The sequence below is a fragment of the Limnofasciculus baicalensis BBK-W-15 genome, from assembly GCF_024178385.1.
Classification (GTDB): domain Bacteria; phylum Cyanobacteriota; class Cyanobacteriia; order Cyanobacteriales; family Coleofasciculaceae; genus Limnofasciculus; species Limnofasciculus baicalensis.
Window position 1 is genome coordinate 1 of sequence record NZ_JAMZMM010000098.1, and the last position, 17,943, is coordinate 17,943.

Here is a 17,943-nt window from a genome sequence, read left to right on the forward strand (position 1 = left end):
GCACCCTACAGATAGCATAACTGCGTAAGTCCTAGTTAATTAAAATAATTGTAATTAGGTGAAATGTAAGATGAAAAGACGATCCTTTATCACAGGTGTGAGCGCCTTGGCTGTGGGACAATTAATGTCGGGGTGCAACAATAGTCAGGAATTGTCTTTCAAAGTTAAACTTTTACAAGATTCAATCCCCTTTCAACTATTAGGGGAATTTCGCAAAGTATTAAAGCAACCTGTGAAACTCAAATTTGAGCCAGAATCACAGTTAAGGGATTTATACAAGCGACTAGAAACCTGGAAGAAACAAGTTGAGGAAAAAAAGAAGCCGACACTATGGGATTCGATTCCCTTTATCGGACATGGAAATAGGGAAATCGCGTCTTTAGTAACCTTGGGAGATTATTGGTTAGAAGCAGCAATTCAACAAAAACTAATTCAACCCTTAAAAATTGAAGAATTAGGAGGATGGAAAGAGTTATCTCCTCGTTGGCGGGAAATTGTAATGCGGAATGAAAAGGGTGAATTGGACAAGTCTGGAGAAATATGGGGCGCACCTTATCGCTGGGGAACGACTGTCATTGCCTATCGCCGCGATAAGTTTGAGGAGTTAGGTTGGAAACCAAAAGATTGGAGTGATTTGTGGCGCACAGAATTACGCGATCGCATTTCTTTATTAGATCAACCGCGAGAAGTGATTGGTTTGACGTTGAAGAAAATGGGATTGTCTTATAATGAAACTGATTTGAGTCAGGTTGCTAATCTTAAAAAAGAATTGTTAGCATTACATCGGCAAGCTAAATTATACAGTTCAGATCGCTATTTGGAACCATTGGTTTTGGGAGATACTTGGGTAGCAGTTGGTTGGTCTACTGATATACTATCATTGGGGGAAAGTGTGCGGGATATTGAGGCTATTGTGCCTGAATCTGGCACATCTCTTTGGGCAGATTTATGGGTACAACCTGCTGGTTTTGCCAAGGAATCTAATCCTGGGAAAACCACAGATTCAATCTCTATATATAAAAAGTGGATTGATTTTTCCTGGCAAAAGGAGGCAGCGATTAGTATGTCTCTCTTGGGTGATGCACCTTCACCCAGACTGACTAGTATTGAGCAAGCTAATTTACCGAAAAAGTTGGCAGATAATAACTTACTGCTACCGGATAATTCAGTAATGGATAAAAGTGAGTTTCTCTCTCCAATGTCGGCGAAATTAATTAAGGAGTATCAGGTACTTTGGGAAGAAATTCGTCGGAGTTGATTGGGTAGGAATTGGGGTGGGTTAGAGGTAGAAACCCGGTTTATTCAATAAACCGGGTTTCTGAGATATACTTGATGCAATACCAGAAGAACAGATTAAAGAGAAAGTGCAAGAAGTGTTATTGGCGCAACAACAATTAAGATTTGCACAACGACAAGCACTAATTGCACAACAGGCGACACAATTGGCACAACAACAAGCACGACTTGCTCAACAACGTGCCGAGCAGGAAGCTCAACGTGCCCAACAGGAAGCTTTACGTGCCGAGGTGGAATCACAACGTGCCGAGGGGGAAGCCCAACGTGCCCAAAAATTGGCGCAACGATTGCGGGAGTTAGGGATAGATCCAGATAATTTGGGATAATTATAAAGGTATTAGCAAAAGCCGTCGATATCCCCGATAGGGTGGCGAAATTTCAAGTGTCAGGATGTCATCTCCAAAACCTGGTATCCTGACACTGAGTTTCCTAGTGCCACTGAAGCAAGTTTTCACAGTAATTTATAATTGACTGAGAATAATAACTTCACCGAAACTTCACAAGAAATTATATTGTATTCACCAAAAGTTTTTATAAAAATACTCCTTTATTTTTTTCTTGTAAAACCACAAAATAGCTATTGACATAGACCAGAGTTTTTGTCACTATTATTTCAGAGGCAAACAACTGAAAGAAATCACGGCTCTCCATGAACATATCGAGTTAAAGCATTTTTCCTGAATAACTCAAAGCTATAGAAATAGATGGGTGACATTTTTGACTGGGGGCAGATTTAAGTCTACTAAACGCCAACAATTACACCATTGAGGTATTGAAAATTATGGTTACTTCCACTTGGATGAAAAAATTATCAATAGCTACCGCTGCAACAGCAACTTGTATTACCTTGGGAACCATAGGAATTGCTTCAGCAGAAGCTGCGACTATCACCTACACTGGTTCTGGCTTTATTGAGATTCCTGAAAATGATGCCGCTGGTATCAGCAGTGATATCGTTATCTCTGATACTCTTAATATCAGCGATTTAACAGTAACGCTGAATAATCTCAACCACACCCGGATTGGTAATTTGATTGCTACTCTGAGCAATTTAACCACTAACACAACCGTCACTTTGTTTGATCGGGTGGGAAGGATTGAAGGTCCGCCTGTTATTCCTGGTTTCAACCGAAACTTCGCTGGGAATTACAGTTTCAATGATTCCTTTACTACTAATTTCTGGTTAACGGCTATGGGAAGGACTCCAGCTACAAATAATACCGTAATCCCTAGTGGCAATTACCTCCCCACTCTTGGAGTTACTGGTGCAATTTCCCCACTCTCAGCCTTCAACGGTGAGTTATCTCAGGGAACATGGCGCTTGATGATTTCCGACAATGCACCTCTTGATATTGGTACCCTGGATAGCTGGACTCTAAGTATGACAGGAACTATGGCAGGTCAACCTGTTCCTGAACCTGCTTCTGTTGTCGGTTTGTTGGCTATTGGTGCGATGGGTGCTTGTGGGTTGAAGCGCAAAAAGGGGCAGAAATCTGAGGATAATAACCTCAATTAAGTTGATAATTGATTGATATCAAGTCCGGTGATAGCGGTTTTCAGTTGCATCAAGTACAGAAGAGAAATATTCAGAAACCCGGTTTCTTAAAGAAACCGGGTTTCTCTGTACCTCACTCAATTGAGAAGCGCTAGAAGTACTCTAATTAAATACTGTGATAATGTCAAAGGATCTACTCCTAATTCACTCCTTTCCTTTGCTGCTAAAATACCAGCTTGGGCGTGCCACCAAGCTGCTGTTGCTACTATTTTTGCTAAAGACTCTTGTTGCTTAATTGGTTGGGCTATTAAACCCCCCATCAATCCCGTGAGAATATCACCACTACCGCCACGGGCTAAAGCAGGTGTACTTTCTGGGATGAGCCAGAGCGACTCTCCCGCATCTGCAATTGCGGTTTTGGCTCCTTTTAATAATATAATGGCTTTACTTAACTGTGACGCTTTCCGTACTGCACTTATTCGATCTGGTAATAATTCGGCTGAGTCGGGAAATAATCGTTTGAATTCGCCAACGTGAGGGGTTAAAACTGTAGCTTCTCTACGCCTTAATAAGGTGGGGATCGTTCTTAATTGGGCAAGGATATTTAAGGCATCTGCATCTAAAATTAGGGGACATTCTGCACCAAATACTGATTGTACTACTAATTTAGCATCCACGGTCAAACCCGGACCGGAGGCGATCGCAGTATAATTACTCAAATCTACAGTATCTGGCAAATCTGCGATCGCGCCTGATGGAGTTTCGGCACAACCAATAATCAGTGCATCTGGCAAATGATTGACTAATAATGGTTTGAGAGATTCTGGTATGGCAATTGAGAGCATCCCCACACCACTTGCTCTTGCTCCTAATCCGCTCAAAATGGCTGCACCAGAATACCGTTTTGAGCCGCAAATTAATAATAGATGTCCCTGTTTATATTTGTGAGTTAATAGATTTCGATGTAAGGGCAAACAATTAAGAGCCGCAGCTTTAGTCATCCGTGCGATCGCCACAGGTTTACCTAAAATTGCCCAGATATCTGTTAAGGGAATATCAAAATCAATTAACTCCGCATCACCAATATATTCCAATCCTCGATCTTGGAGAAATGCCAACTTCCATAAACCCAAGCACAAGGTGCGAGTTGCTCGAATTGCCGTCCCCAAAACTGCTCCAGTATCGGTATGAATTCCCGACGGTAAGTCAATGCTAATAATAGGTTGTGCCCATTCATTTAGCAGTGCGATCTCATTACCAATATTACCCGATATATCTCGTTCTAATCCAAAGCCAAATAAGCCATCTATAATCAAATCGCATTCCTGGAAAGGTTCAATTTCATCGTAAAAAGGAATGCCCAAGCTAGCGGCATAATCACTATGATAGGATGTTAGTTCTTTAATCTTAGAAAGGGGACGGTAAATTAGTACCTCATAACCTTGAAAATGTAGTTCTCGCGCTACTACTAAAGCATCACCACCGTTATGCCCTGGCCCCACTAATACACCAACTTTCATCCGATTAGAAAGAGGGTAAAGGGACTGAATTCGAGCAGCAATTCTCAGTGCCACCTTTTCCATTAAAGCGGCAACTGGCATTCCCGCTTTAAAGATACGCCCTTCTATCTCGCGCATCTGTTGGGCAGTGACAACTATTTGGTCAATTTGTTCTCTGCGGTTTTGTGGTTTGTTCACTTTATCATTCATAGTAAGTTGGGGCTGGTGGTTATGGCTCTTTCGGGTTGATGATGAAAAATATTCAGTTACAAAGATTGAGAATGGTGCGTTAGACACGGAAATTTAATTATGGGTGGAAATGCTAAATTTATCGCCCGTGCCTAACACACCCTACAGTTAAATAATATTTTGCGATCGCGATCAATACGGGAGAGCCGATTGTTAAAAGAGAAAAGGGGTAGATTAGCGATATTATTAGGACTTATACAACCACTAATATAATAGTGTGGATGATGCGCCCTTCAAAGTATAAGGCATCCTAGAGATAGATGCTTTGTGTAACTCATAATTATTTGAGACTGAGGGATCGCAAATCTTCTTTAAAGTGATAAACTGGCTCATACTAGATTATTATGCTAGTAATACCTCCGCGATCGCAATACCCATGAATCAGAATCAACTAAACAACGCCTTTACCCTGTTCTTAAGTTTGCTAGTCGAGGCGATGCCTTTTTTGCTCCTGGGAGTGTTATTCTCCAGCTTACTGCTATTGTTAGTAGATGAGCAGAAGCTGATTGCTTGGTTACCTCGCAACCCATTATTAGGGGCAATAGTTGGTAGTTGTGCGGGTGCATTCTTCCCAGTATGTGAATGCGGAAACGTACCAGTATCGCGGCGTTTACTAATCCAAGGCGCACCCCTACCAGTAGCAATTGGATTTTTATTAGCCGCACCCACAATTAATCCAATTGTGATTTGGTCAACTTGGGTAGCATTTCGGGATCAGCCAGAAATTGTTGTATTGCGGGTATTATTTTCTTTGATAATTTCCATTGCGATTGGCTGTATTTTCAGCGTCCAAAAAGATTTGCGTCCCCTATTACAATCGACAGTAACTCGTGCCATGCTACAATTAGATCCTCCTTTAAGAAAGGGTGGTAAAAGCGAGGAGGAAAAAGATAAGCCAGCACTACTGCAATCGGGATCATTTTTACTAGGACAATCGGGATCTCCATTGCGAATGGATGCCAAAGTTTTACAAACTAATTTAGCTGGTGCTAAACCAAAGAAAAGCTTTGGAAATCAACTAAATTTATTCTTAGAAAATACAATACAGGAATTACGTGAGTTGGGCGGCGTACTGATTTTAGGAAGTGCGATTGCGGCGATTATTCAAGTTGCCATTCCCCGCGATATCATCCTTGCTCTAGGCCAAGGACCAGTCACTTCTATTTTAGCTATGATGGTATTAGCAGCGATGGTATCTATTTGTTCTACTGTAGATTCATTCTTTGCCCTCGCGTTTGCCTCAACCTTCACCAGTGGCTCGTTATTAGCATTTCTCGTATTTGGACCAATGATTGATATCAAAGCGATTGGCTTAATGTTATCTGTATTTAAGACGCGCTCCATCTTTTATATGTTTGCCATAGCAGGAATGATCACATTTTTATTGACATTATTTATCAACTTACATATTAGTTAATAATTCGGTGTAATTACAGTATTACCTGAGTTCGGTGTTAGGAGTATGCGCGAAGCGCATACTCCTAACTCAGGTAGTATTATGGCTGATAAAATATAAAAAAATCCGCACTTCACTATTTAATACGTGATGATTACACAATTTGGGTAGATTGGTGAGCGCCAAAATCAAAAAATTCTCAGTAAAAATACTTAAGGCGATGCCTAGAGCAGGCGAGTGCGAAGCGTCTCGTAGAGAAGCGGGGATAGAAGAAAGGCGTAGCCTCTCCTAGAGAAGAGAAGCCATCGCCAAGCTATCCAGGATTAGCACGCTACTTTGCACAAGCCAAAGTGCAGAAGGTGGGTAGATGGGGGGGATACAAGGAAGGAGATTTTATATTAGATCGGATGCTACAGATCCAGTAAAATTTAGTAGAATCTTGAAAGATCTAATCATCAGCATATCTCTGTCATACAAAATTGACTGTTTGTATAACAGTCGAAATACAGTAAATATCGATAAAATCAAATAAGACAGCCAAATTTGTGAAGTAGTTAGTAGGGATTATGAATCGGCATGAATTATCTAAGAAATCAAATCAAATTAATTGAGCTACCAACAATAAAAGCATCTAATCTTGATGTGTTTTCAACCCTATCAGAGGATATATTGGGTATCTGGGGCGGCGATGGCTATTTCCAGCAGATTAACTCGACTTGGGAAAAAGAGCTGGGATGGAATGATTCAGATTTGCGATCGCGATCGGGAATCGATTTTGTCTATCCGGATGATATGGAGCTGACTTACACAGCAGTGGCACGGTGTACTCCAGGAAAAACAGTCGAGTATCAAAATCGCTTTTCTCATAAAGATGGTAGTTATCATTGGCTATCCTGGAAACTATTAAAAAATGAACATGGAGTTTTATATACTCTTGCTAAAGATATTACAGATCTCAAGGAAGCTGAGTTAAAAGCTCAGGAAAGTGAAGCACGTACCCAAAAACTTCAGCAAACTAACACCCAACTTCAGATAGAAATTGAACAGCATCAGCAACCTGAAGCTGCTTTGCGTCACAGTGAAGAACAATTCCGTCGGGTATTTGATGAAGCACCGATTGGTATGACTTTAGCCGCATTAGACGATTGCTATATACGGGTGAATCAATCTTTTTGTACCATGCTAGGGTACAGTAAAGCTGAAGCAATGGCACTGACATTCAAGGATATTACCCATCCGGCAGAATTGGAGCTAGAAATGCCCTGCATGGCACAGATTATTAACGGAGAAATTGATAGCTTCGATCTAGAAAAACGCTATATCAGAAAAAATGGTGAGATTCTCTGGGTGAATTTAACATTGATTGCACTCCGAGATCAAGCTGGAAAATTTCTCTATACCCTAGCCATGATTGAGGATATCACCCAACGGAAGTACGCACTAGAAGCGTTACAGAAAAGTGAAGCACGCTACCGGGGTATTGTCGAAGATCAAACTGAACTCATCTGTCGGTTTATGCCAGATGGTACGCTTACATTCGTCAACGATGCCTATTGTCGCTATTTTAAGCAAGAGCAATATGACTTAATCGGCCACAGTTTTATGCCTGCAATTCCAGAAGAAGATCAAGAAATTGTCACGAAAACTTTTTTCTCTCTGTCACAATCGGAACCAATCGTAACTTGCGAACACCGAGTTATTTTACCCTCTGGAGAAATACGCTGGCAACAGTGGACAAATCGGTTACTATTTGATGAGGAAGGTAATGCAATTGAATTTCAAGCTGTGGGAAGAGATATCACCCCACTCAAGCAAGCTGAAGCAGAAATTCGTAAAGCATTGGCAAAGGAAAGGGAACTCGGTGAACTTCGCTCTAGCTTCGTGTCTTTAGTTTCCCATGAATTTAGAACACCGCTGACTACAATTCTCTCCTCATCTGAATTATTGCAACGCTACGCCCAAAAACTATCGGATGAGAAAAAACAATCTCATCACCAGCGCATTTCAACGGCTGTAACTCGGATGACTCAACTATTAGATGATGTTCTCACCATTGGCAAAGCAGAAGCTGGGAAACTTAAATGCCAACCAGTAGTAATGGATTTAGCCGCTTTCTGTAGCGATGTTGTCGAAAGTATGCAAATTGGGGCAATTCCCAAACACCAGATTAATTTTACATCCTCTGGTAACTGTAGCGATGCTTATATGGATGAAAATCTCTTAAGGCATGTTCTCTCTAATTTACTCTCTAATGCGATTAAGTATTCACCTCAAGGAGGGGAAGTTAAATTTGACCTAGTTTGCCATGGCGACTCAGGAGTTTTCCGCATTAAAGATAGCGGTATTGGCATCCCTCAAAAATATCTGGAACATCTATTTACTTCTTTTCAAAGAGCTGGTAATGTCGGTACTATTCAAGGGACAGGATTGGGATTAGCGATTGTGAAAAAATGCGTGGATTTGCAGGGTGGTACGATTGATGTAGCTAGTGAATTGAAAATGGGTACTACTTTCACAGTTACTTTACCATTAAAGTATCAAGCACCAGATGATGCTGATTCGATTGGGGAAGATTAATGGGGAATGGAACAGCGGATGCCGTATCGGGCGGTGGGGAATGGGGAATGGAGAAGTGATTGTTTTACTTCATCCTTCATCCTTCATCCTTTTTACCAACCCCATGTACCAGGAGCGCCTTTAAATGGACCGATAATATCTTTGGTAATCCAACCACCATAAAAGTTACCTGGCTGAGGTTCTACTTTTTCCCCATTCACGTAACAACCATCCATTGGACTAGCATAGAAGGCTAAATAGTCTTGAATTCCAGCAAAGTTTGATGTGGGATTAGGATAAGCCCAAGCCACATTTACTACCTGTTTATCGCCCACTACTAGAGTATAGTAAATTGCTTGTCCCTTCCACTCACAAAAAGAACCTTTATTTGTGCTTGACAAATACTCCATTTTGATATCTTCAGGAGGAATATAATAGATAGGTGGATGGCTAGTTTCCAAGACTCGTTTGGCACGGTGGGTATCGGCGATGGTGACACCATTGAAGATAATTTGGATCTGTTTGGGGGAGTCTTCTAATCGCGGTGGGCGGGGATAATCCCATACAGATTCTTGTCCGGGTTGGGGTTGAATGCGGTGAATGTTCATGGTGATGAGTGATTTGGGTGGTATTATATTATAGTCCAATAAAATTGATAGGAAGAGTTATTTGATCTGAAGAATAGTTAGCTTTGGAGTGATATTCAACTCTGTAGGAGTGATTGTCTAGAAAGTGGTAGTCGCAACCACCTCCCGAAGTTGTTGCCACTCTGGTAACCAAGTCCAAATATCTTCTGAAGATTTGGTAATGCTTTCTACCAAAACATTATATTTACATAATCTCAAGTTAATATATTCAAGTAACTACATCCAAATCAAGTCAAAATCGTCCCCCCCATTAACCGCGAATACCGATAATCTAACTCCGCCTTCATCAAAGGAAAACCCGCTAAATTACGATCCTGTACCATCACCTTTTCTGCCGCATCCCGAGCCAAATTCAATACTTCTTGATCCTCCACCAAACTCGCCAAAGCAAAATCAGCTAACCCCGATTGGCGCATCCCCAAAACTTCACCTGGTCCCCGAAAACGCATATCCATTTCTGAGATAAAAAAGCCATCCTGAGACTGTTCTAATACTCCCAAACGCTGACGGGCTGTATCAGTTTTGGAACCACTCATTAACAAACAATAAGATTGGTGAGAACCTCGTCCCACTCTACCCCGTAATTGGTGCAATTGAGATAAGCCAAATCGTTCGGCATTTTCAATCATCATGACAGTAGCATTGGGGACATCCACACCCACTTCAATCACTGTGGTGGAGACGATAATTTGGGTTTGATTATCTCGAAACGCATTCAATGCCTCATCTTTTTCATTAGAATTCATCCTCCCATGCAACAACCCAACTTTAAAATGTGGAAAAATACTTTCAGATAATCTTTCATGCTCTTCTACTGCCGATCTTACGTCTAATTTTTCTGATTCTTCAATTAATGGCAATACAACATAAGCTTGCCTGCCTTGAGCAATTTCTCGGTTAATTAATTCATAAGCTTTAGTCCGTTCTTTTCCAGTCAGCATTGTTGTATGTATCTCTTGCCTACCAGGGGGTAATTCGTCAATTTGACTGACATCTAAATCCCCATGTAATGTTAAAGCAAGAGTCCGAGGAATGGGGGTAGCAGTCATAGTTAGAACATGAGGAGATTGACCTTTTTGTTGTAAAAGTGCCCGTTGTTCCACACCAAATCGATGTTGTTCATCAATGACAACGAAACCCAGTCTGGAAAAATTAACCTTATCTTGAATTAAGGCATGAGTTCCCACTAAAAGTGGTAATTCTCCCGTTTCTAATTGAGCATGAATTTCCCGGCGTTTCTTAACTTTAGTAGAACCTGTCAGTAATTCCACAGGTAAGTGTAATAAGTTAAACCATCCCACTAATTTACGATAATGTTGTTCGGCTAAAACTTCTGTGGGAGCCATTAGTGCGGCTTGATATCCAGATTGAATGGCGGCAAGAATAGCTATTACTGCAACCACAGTTTTTCCTGAACCCACATCCCCTTGAACTAATCGATTCATGGGTGCAGTTTTCTGCAAGTCATTGAGGATATCATTCACTACCCTTTCTTGGGCATTAGTGAGTACAAATGGCAATAGTTTATAAAATTGATCGATGAGTTTCCCTGTAGCCGCGATAACTGCACTAGATTGAACTTCCCGCTGTGCTTTACGACGCTGGAGAAAGCCCAATTGTAAATAGAAAAACTCATCAAACACTAAACGCCGTCGGGCAGCCGCTAGAGTATCATTATCAGTAGGAAAATGAATATTTGCGATCGCATCATCAACCTTCATCAACCCATACTGTTGTCGCAAAGCCTTGGGCAACGGCTCTTTTAGTTGTTTCGCGGCAGGCAGCACTGCAACTACCGCCTTTCTAACTATATCTGCCGACACACCCTCAGTTAGAGGATAAACAGGCAAAAGCCGACCAATTTTCACAGATTCAATCGTACCACCAGAATCATCTAAAACTTCCAACTCCGGGTCTTGTAGAGTTATCCCATATTTATTTTTCTTCACCAAACCCGAGGCAGCCACTATTGCTCCCACCGTATATTGTCGCTTTTGTTGTTCTTGCCAACCGCGATTACTGTAGCGAGTGCCAGCAAAAAAACGACTTAACTTAATCTCACCTGTCTTATCTTTAAGTACCACCTCAAAAATCGTTAACTTACTATTGCGGGGACTAGTAAAACAGGTACAGCGCTTAACTGTTCCCATAATTGTTACCGTGTCACCTTCCACTAAATTAGAGATATTAACTTGACGAGCATAATCAATATGATTTCGGGGATAATAATATAAAATATCCCGCACCTTATGCAATCCCAAACGTTCTAAATATTTACTCCTGTAACTTCCAATTTCTCCCACCTGAGATAGAGGCAAATCCAGATTGAGACTTAGCGGTAATTGAGAAGGAGCCGCAACTAAAGGAGTAGTGCGCGGTAACTTAATTTGAGGATCAGAAGATTCCTCATTACTGCGACTTTGAATTTCTTGCTGAAGCTGATATAAAAACCGACGAGTATCCGCCACTAGATGTTGGCGATTCTCCACTGTCATTTCCGAATAGCCCACAAATTCCGTAGCAATAGCTTGCCACTTCCGCCTTTCCTCTGGCATCAGTACCCCAGGCGTTTTGCCAAAACTAATACAGAGAAACTCACTAAATCGATACTGATTCCCCATCAAGTCAGAGAAACCCTTCTCCGCCTCGACTGAAAGAGCTTTTTGCAATCGCATCCAATCTGGTAATTCCATATTATTTCACCACAAAGACACAATCTTATAGTAAAACAGGAATAAGCATTTATCCATCTCTTCCTTCGTGCCTTAGTGTCTTCGTGGTTTCCTAATTATTTAAACACCAAGGCACAAAGACACTAATGAGCGTTCTAAATCTTCCTTAGTGTCTTTGTGCATTCGTGGTTTCCCCAATAATTATTCCCCCACTTTATTTTACCCCTCATTAATAGGAGAGCGATCGAGTAACTGAATCGCACGAATAGCATTCCGTTTGATAGAATTTGGCAAGGGAGGAACATGTGGAATTTGGGATAACATATCAATTGTTCGACGCAACATCCGCACAATGTCCCCTTCATCCAAGCTAGTATTCTTACATAAATCAACCCATTCCACCCCTAATGCCCACTGCTCTACCAATCCAATTAAGTCATATTCTAACCAAATAGGTAAAGCCACAGAATATCGCCGCTGCAACTGAAATAATTGACGGCGTAAACCTCTCAAATTCTTCAGCGATTCAGTAGCTTCTTCTGAAGGTGGGTAATTTGTCCAGCTATCCGGGCGAGGCGTTTCTGTAACTAAGGCACAAACTATTCCTGCTAAATGATGGGGGTCTAAATTATCAAATTCCCCTGACATTAAGGATAAACCCACCCACAATTCATTATCCCCCCGAATCGCCGCAGCAGCCTCTCCCAAGATTGTTGGTTTCAGGTTGTCCAAACAACTAAAAGCCCTTAAAATCTCCATGAGATTGAGAAATTCTTGCCAGTGTTGGGCTTGATGCTCTCGGTATTCAGTTTGACGCTGATTAATTTGATCTTGTAAAGTTAAGCGCCGTTTGTGGCGTTTGAGCAATTGGGAGGGATTGCCCCACTGTCGCAAGGGATGAGCCTCTAATTGGGATTTCACCCCATCAACGACTTGGAGCTGATGGGCGACTTCAGGAGCCACCATCAATTCTACATCAGTGGGAATTTGAGATGCGATCGCAATCGTTTCTTCTGTGCCACGTCTTGATTGTCCTGGTTTAAGATTGAGTTCTGCGGGGGGTGTCACAGATGTCAGGGTTTGCGGCTGTACAATCTGAGCGTGCAAGCCAACTACGTCAGCCGATGTCCCTATATACCAACGATTATCGACACTTAAACAAACTAGGTTGTAGCTGTTACCTCGACCTTTTTCTTTACTAACCAAGATAGCCGGAACTGGAGCAGAAACTAACACGTATTTACCTTTTAAAGATAAAAGTGTTCCAGGAGCCACATCGGGCATAAATCTGGCTATCTCGCTAGCTTCCCTGGCTTCGGCTTGTTTTTGCAAGGTTTTCAGCAATAGCCTTTCTTGCTTGAGTCGTTCCCTCAGTTTTTCATAACTGGTGAGGTGGCTCCGCTCAATTGTCGCTAATTGAATGTCAATTCTGGTTAATTCTGTCGTCAACTCAGTAAGAGCTTGTTGCTGAGGTCTAAGATAGAGTGTTGCTAGGTATTGACCGAAGCTCCGCTCTACTAACTCCCTGGCTTCCGCGATAGTGTGAGTTTGCAGTAAATTCAGAACCATCCCGTAGGTAGGTGTAAACTGACTTACTAGTGGGTCTGCCTTGCTAGTTGCCAGGTACGCCGCTTCTGTCGCCCCTTCAAAGGGAGTTTGCAATGTCACCACATAGCCAATCGCATCCATTCCCCGCCTTCCAGCCCTACCCGCCATCTGCAAAAATTCAGAGGCATTTAGGAGTCGGTGTCCCCTGTCAGTACGTTTAGAGAGGGTGGAAATAACCGTAGTACGAGCGGGCATATTAATTCCTGCGGCTAATGTCTCAGTAGCAAACACCACCTTGACTAAACCCATTTGGAATAATTCTTCAACAAATCCCTTCCAAGCGGGCAAAATGCCAGCATGGTGAGCCGCAATACCTCTGTAGAGTGGTTTTATTTGGGAGGGGCGACCAACTTCAGGATTGCGAGTGATAAATTCGTCAATACGGCTTTTTAGTTTAGCAGCTTCTTGTTCGTTGACTAGGGAAAAGTCATTCAACTCTTCCATTGACTTATCGCAGCCCCGACGACTGAAGATAAAATAAATAGCGGGTAACATGTCCCGTTGCTGCAACTGACTGATAACGTAGGAAATGCTGGGGCTTTCGGGACGGCCACCTCTTCCCCTACCTTTTTGCCCTTTAACTTTGAGGCGAGCATTAATATGAGTTTGACTAGAGTCTAACAGGGGAAATAGTCCCTTGGGATGAACAAAGCTAAACTGTAACGGAACAGGTCGAAAGTCAGAATAGATTAGCTCAGTTGCGCCGTGGACCAAATTTAACCAGTCTGTCAACTGCTCGGAGTTGGCAACAGTGGCAGAGAGAGCCACAAGCTGGATTTGGGCTGGGCAATAAATAATCGATTCTTCCCATACTGTTCCCCGCTGTCTGTCGTTCATGTAGTGGCATTCATCTAGCACTACCGCCTCAACCCCTTCCAGGGAAGTGCCAATTTGCCCAATGGGGGTTCCATAGAGCATGTTACGGAATATTTCTGTCGTCATCACCAAGATGGGGGCATCCCGGTTGATTGAGATATCGCCAGTTACTAAACCTACTTGCTCTGCGCCAAAAAGCCTCTGAAAATCTCGTAATTTCTGGTTGGAGAGGGCTTTTAGAGGAGTGGTATAGAAAATGCGACCGCCCCTTGACAAAGCGCGGTAAATAGTGTACTCCCCAATCAGAGTTTTCCCAGAACCCGTAGGGGCACAGACGACCACAGAGCGACCCGCATTGAGAGCTGCGATCGCCTGTTGCTGAAATGGATCGAGGGAAAAGGGAAATATAGTTTCCAGATCGAGCTCTATAGGTCTAGTAGAAGCGTTCACACGAGGTCTTTCCAATTATATTGATGGGGAATGCCCAAATATTTTTTGATGTTAATTCATGACTCACCTGCTCCATTGTAAACTGCTCGCAGTGAGCTGAAGACACAGTTTACGCTTTTATTTGAGTAGGCGTGGCTCAACCAAACTATGTAACAGTATGTAAACCTGGCTTGAAGCTTAATTTTAGGTAATCCTTAAGCAATTTACCAAATATTTTGGTTTAGAGCCAAGTCCTTCTGGGACGGCTTTCTCTATATTGTGGATATATAGCAGACAGGGATAAAAAAGCAGCAATCAATATTTTCAAAGCCGCCTAGAACCCGATCCGGAGTTGGTTAAATTTTTTCATTTTATCCTGATAGCTTATCTGTCCACCTGAAGAAAGTAGTACAAACTCTGACATTCGGACACGGAGGTCTACGATGTGCTACCCTATCAGTGGGTTCTCACTCTCATTCCCTAAACGGTATGGGGGCAAAAATTTTGTCGATTTAGTCAATCGGTTAATCAACTATTTTGCCGTTGCTTGCCAATGGGCGGATGACAATCGCGGCAGTGGTCGCTAGATGGAGATAGACATTATAGCATAATGAACGAGGCGGTAGGAGCAATAAATAGATTCTGATTTGACGAAAATATAGATTCTGATTTGAACATTAGCTCTATGCTCTTAGTGTCTATCTGAAGAATTGGGAATGGGGAATTGGGCATTTGTCCCGATTCCCCATTTCTTAGTGCTACTATTAACACCTAGTACGACAGCAGGATCGGACATTTCATCCCTGGACTAAAGTCACGGGGTTTTCATGCTATTTCCTTAATAATATTTAACAATCAATAAACAGTTGCGGTCATCGTCAGTGCGGATATAACTAAGCTCATCAGCAATTCTGCGCAAGATGAGGATACCTCGTCCACTTCCCCCTAGATGCTCCCCTTTCTGTAAAAGTTCCTGGATCTTGCCTTCTAAATCGAAGGGGGGGCCTTGATCCCAGATGCGGATCTCTAACTGATGGGGGGACACCTTGACTTCGATATCAACAGGGAGATCCGGTGAGAGGTTTTTGTGGGCATGGCGAACCGCGTTAGTAAATCCCTCCGCGATCGCTAATTGGCACTGTAACCAGACTTTCTGGGGAATAGATGGCTGGTTTAGCCGATCGAACCATGACAAGACTGGATCTAACGTGGGTGGGAGATCGGAGGTAAATTGTTTGCTAGATTGTTTAAGGTCTTCCAATTGCTCAAAGCCTTTTAAATCAAAGATACCAAAGCCGGGTTTTCAAAGGATCTATACTCCCTGACGAAAAATCCAGTTTACCCTAGATTTAACCCTTGTTCTACTATTGACTCAATTGACTTGGGACTTTTATCAATTTGTCACTAAACTACACTCAACTGCACAAAGTTGCCACCCTCCTTGTCAAAGGCGTGGATCTGGAATCTCCTTGAGTGACTTGTAGTACCTCGATGCCATGTACCAAATTTTGATTATCGATGACGATCCAGCGATTCAGATCTTGTTGAAACGGACACTTCACAACCAGGGGTATCAAGTCTCCGTTGCCAGTGACGGCGCAGACGGTTTGGCACAAGCGGTGGAGTTACATCCGGCGCTGGTAATTTGTGATTGGATTATGCCACGGATGAACGGATTAGAGGTTTGTCGCCAGATCAAGGCTAAACCAGAACTATCCATGACTAAGTTTATTCTTCTGACATCCCTTGGCTCAGTTGAGGATCGGGTTAAGGGGTTAGATGCAGGTGCGGATGACTTCTTGTGTAAACCGATTGAAATGGCAGAGTTGCAGGCGCGGGTGCGGGCAGGATTGCGGTTGTATCAACTCAGCCTCGATTTGCAGCACGAAAAGGAAAAATTGGAGGCGGAATTAGCAGAAGCGGCAGAATACGTTACTTCTATCTTGCCAGACAAGATGACCGGACCACCTGTAACCATTGATGCCCAATTCATTCCTTCTCGACAACTAGGGGGTGATGGTTTTGATTACTATTGGCTGGATTGCGATCGTTTGGTCATTTATCTCTTGGATGCGGCTGGACATGGTTTGAGGGCAGCTTTACCAACTCTGTCAGTCTTAAATCTGCTCAAATCCCAAGCCCTCCCCACCATCGATTACTATCAACCGAGTGATGTACTCAGAGGGTTAAACCAAACGTTCCAGATGACTCAGCGCAATGACAAGTATTTTACGATCTGGTATGGGGTCTATAATCGGGTAACCCGTAAACTGGTTTATGCTAGCGCTGGACATCCTCCCGCGATCTTAGTGTCGAGTATGTCAAACGGGAGGGTTGAGGTGAAAAGGTTGAAAACCCTAGGCTTACCTGTGGGTATGTTTCCAGATATTGATTATGTGGATGAAGTATGCCAAATCACCCAGCCGAGTAGTCTCTACATTTTCAGTGATGGGATTTACGAGATTAACCAAAAGGATGGCACGATGTGGGGACTTGACCCATTCATAACCTTACTCGCTGACACTAGACAGAAAAACTCCTCTAACCTAGAGCAGATTTTGGATGCTGTCCAAGCCCTCAACTCTAAGGACTATTTTGATGACGATTTGTCTTTATTGGAAATTAAATTTGAGTGAAGGATTGCCATGATGTGGGATCTGCGCAAGCTCGTGCCAATGGGTAAGTGCGCAGATCCCAATGGCACGAGCTTTTGCGCACTTACCCATTGGCGCTTGGCATCCACAGGAAGTTCTCGGCAACGAATGATTACTGACGATCCCAAAGGAACGAGGGAAAGGGGGGATCTGAATCTCTTAGAGATTACCCCCTATCCAAGAGGATCTTGCCATCCTTCTGGACTCCCTTGACAATTAGCTAGATTGACTGTACTTCTCCTCAAAATCTTCTCGCGTGGGAAAGATTTCAAAAACGCGATCCATACTAGTGAGTTCAAATAACATCCTGATTTGCTCGTTAACGGAGCAAACAAAGAGCTTACCACCAGCCGCACGAACGGTTTTGAGGGCTAGGACAAGCGATCCTAGACCTGAACTATCCATAAAGGTAACATTTTTGAAATCAATCAATACAAGATCGACATTGGATGCCACAAGATCGCTAATCTCTTGACGAAATTGCGCGGCTTTGGTCCCGTCTAGGATACCGTCAGGTTGAACAACTTTAACCACAGGAGGCATATACCACTAAAGACTGGCTTTAAATAAATACTCAGACTTTGCCCAGTATAGCTGCGAGAATTACTTTCAGCAAAATTCTAATC

At 42.6% G+C, this 17,943-nt stretch carries 13 protein-coding genes; 7 read left to right on the top strand and 6 right to left on the bottom strand.

Annotated elements, in window-relative coordinates:
* Positions 1-70 precede the first annotated feature (70 nt).
* The 3 genes from NJ959_RS11900 (at position 71) to NJ959_RS11910 (ending at position 2,812) form a co-directional block, all read left to right on the top strand.
* Entirely contained in the window at positions 71-1,258 is a 1,188-nt protein-coding gene (locus NJ959_RS11900; RefSeq protein WP_254011969.1) for an extracellular solute-binding protein, read from the top strand.
* Between the two features lie 121 nt (positions 1,259-1,379).
* On the top strand, positions 1,380-1,622 hold the full coding sequence (locus NJ959_RS11905) for a hypothetical protein (RefSeq protein WP_254011970.1): 243 nt from the start codon (positions 1,380-1,382) through the stop codon (positions 1,620-1,622).
* A gap of 455 nt (positions 1,623-2,077) precedes the next feature.
* A complete protein-coding gene (locus NJ959_RS11910) occupies positions 2,078-2,812 on the top strand; it encodes a proprotein convertase P-domain-containing protein (RefSeq protein ID WP_254011971.1) in 735 nt (244 codons plus the stop codon).
* Between the two features lie 116 nt (positions 2,813-2,928).
* Here NJ959_RS11910 and NJ959_RS11915 read toward each other — a convergent pair whose 3' ends face one another.
* Positions 2,929-4,500, bottom strand: coding sequence for an NAD(P)H-hydrate dehydratase (locus NJ959_RS11915; protein WP_254011972.1), 1,572 nt, complete (start codon positions 4,498-4,500; stop codon positions 2,929-2,931).
* A 415-nt stretch (positions 4,501-4,915) separates the two neighbouring features.
* Here NJ959_RS11915 and NJ959_RS11920 point away from each other — a divergent pair, with 415 nt between their 5' ends.
* On the top strand, positions 4,916-5,956 hold the full coding sequence (locus NJ959_RS11920) for a permease (protein ID WP_254011981.1): 1,041 nt from the start codon (positions 4,916-4,918) through the stop codon (positions 5,954-5,956).
* 555 nt (positions 5,957-6,511) lie between these two features.
* Positions 6,512-8,512, top strand: coding sequence for a PAS domain-containing protein (locus NJ959_RS11925; protein WP_254011973.1), 2,001 nt, complete (start codon positions 6,512-6,514; stop codon positions 8,510-8,512).
* Between the two features lie 92 nt (positions 8,513-8,604).
* Here the strand turns inward: NJ959_RS11925 and NJ959_RS11930 are convergent, their stop codons facing one another.
* From NJ959_RS11930 to NJ959_RS11945, 4 genes are all read right to left on the bottom strand, one after another.
* Positions 8,605-9,099 carry a DUF427 domain-containing protein gene (locus NJ959_RS11930; RefSeq protein WP_254011974.1) on the bottom strand — a complete coding sequence of 165 codons (495 nt, stop codon included), beginning with the start codon at positions 9,097-9,099 and terminating at the stop codon, positions 8,605-8,607.
* A gap of 266 nt (positions 9,100-9,365) precedes the next feature.
* Positions 9,366-11,831 carry an ATP-dependent DNA helicase RecG gene (gene recG, locus NJ959_RS11935; RefSeq protein ID WP_254011975.1) on the bottom strand — a complete coding sequence of 822 codons (2,466 nt, stop codon included), beginning with the start codon at positions 11,829-11,831 and terminating at the stop codon, positions 9,366-9,368.
* Between the two features lie 198 nt (positions 11,832-12,029).
* Positions 12,030-14,684 (bottom strand): DEAD/DEAH box helicase, encoded by a 2,655-nt coding sequence (locus NJ959_RS11940; RefSeq protein WP_254011976.1) that lies wholly within the window; start codon positions 14,682-14,684, stop codon positions 12,030-12,032.
* Positions 14,685-15,501: 817 nt separating this feature from the next.
* Entirely contained in the window at positions 15,502-15,924 is a 423-nt protein-coding gene (locus NJ959_RS11945) for an ATP-binding protein (protein ID WP_254011977.1), read from the bottom strand.
* A gap of 235 nt (positions 15,925-16,159) precedes the next feature.
* Here NJ959_RS11945 and NJ959_RS11950 point away from each other — a divergent pair, with 235 nt between their 5' ends.
* On the top strand, positions 16,160-17,299 hold the full coding sequence (locus NJ959_RS11950) for a PP2C family protein-serine/threonine phosphatase (protein WP_254011978.1): 1,140 nt from the start codon (positions 16,160-16,162) through the stop codon (positions 17,297-17,299).
* Between the two features lie 9 nt (positions 17,300-17,308).
* Positions 17,309-17,530 carry a hypothetical protein gene (locus NJ959_RS11955; RefSeq protein ID WP_254011979.1) on the top strand — a complete coding sequence of 74 codons (222 nt, stop codon included), beginning with the start codon at positions 17,309-17,311 and terminating at the stop codon, positions 17,528-17,530.
* Positions 17,531-17,533: 3 nt separating this feature from the next.
* On the opposite strand, the gene NJ959_RS11960 is transcribed toward NJ959_RS11955, so the two are convergent.
* Entirely contained in the window at positions 17,534-17,860 is a 327-nt protein-coding gene (locus NJ959_RS11960; RefSeq protein ID WP_254011980.1) for an STAS domain-containing protein, read from the bottom strand.
* Positions 17,861-17,943: the final 83 nt, after the last annotated feature.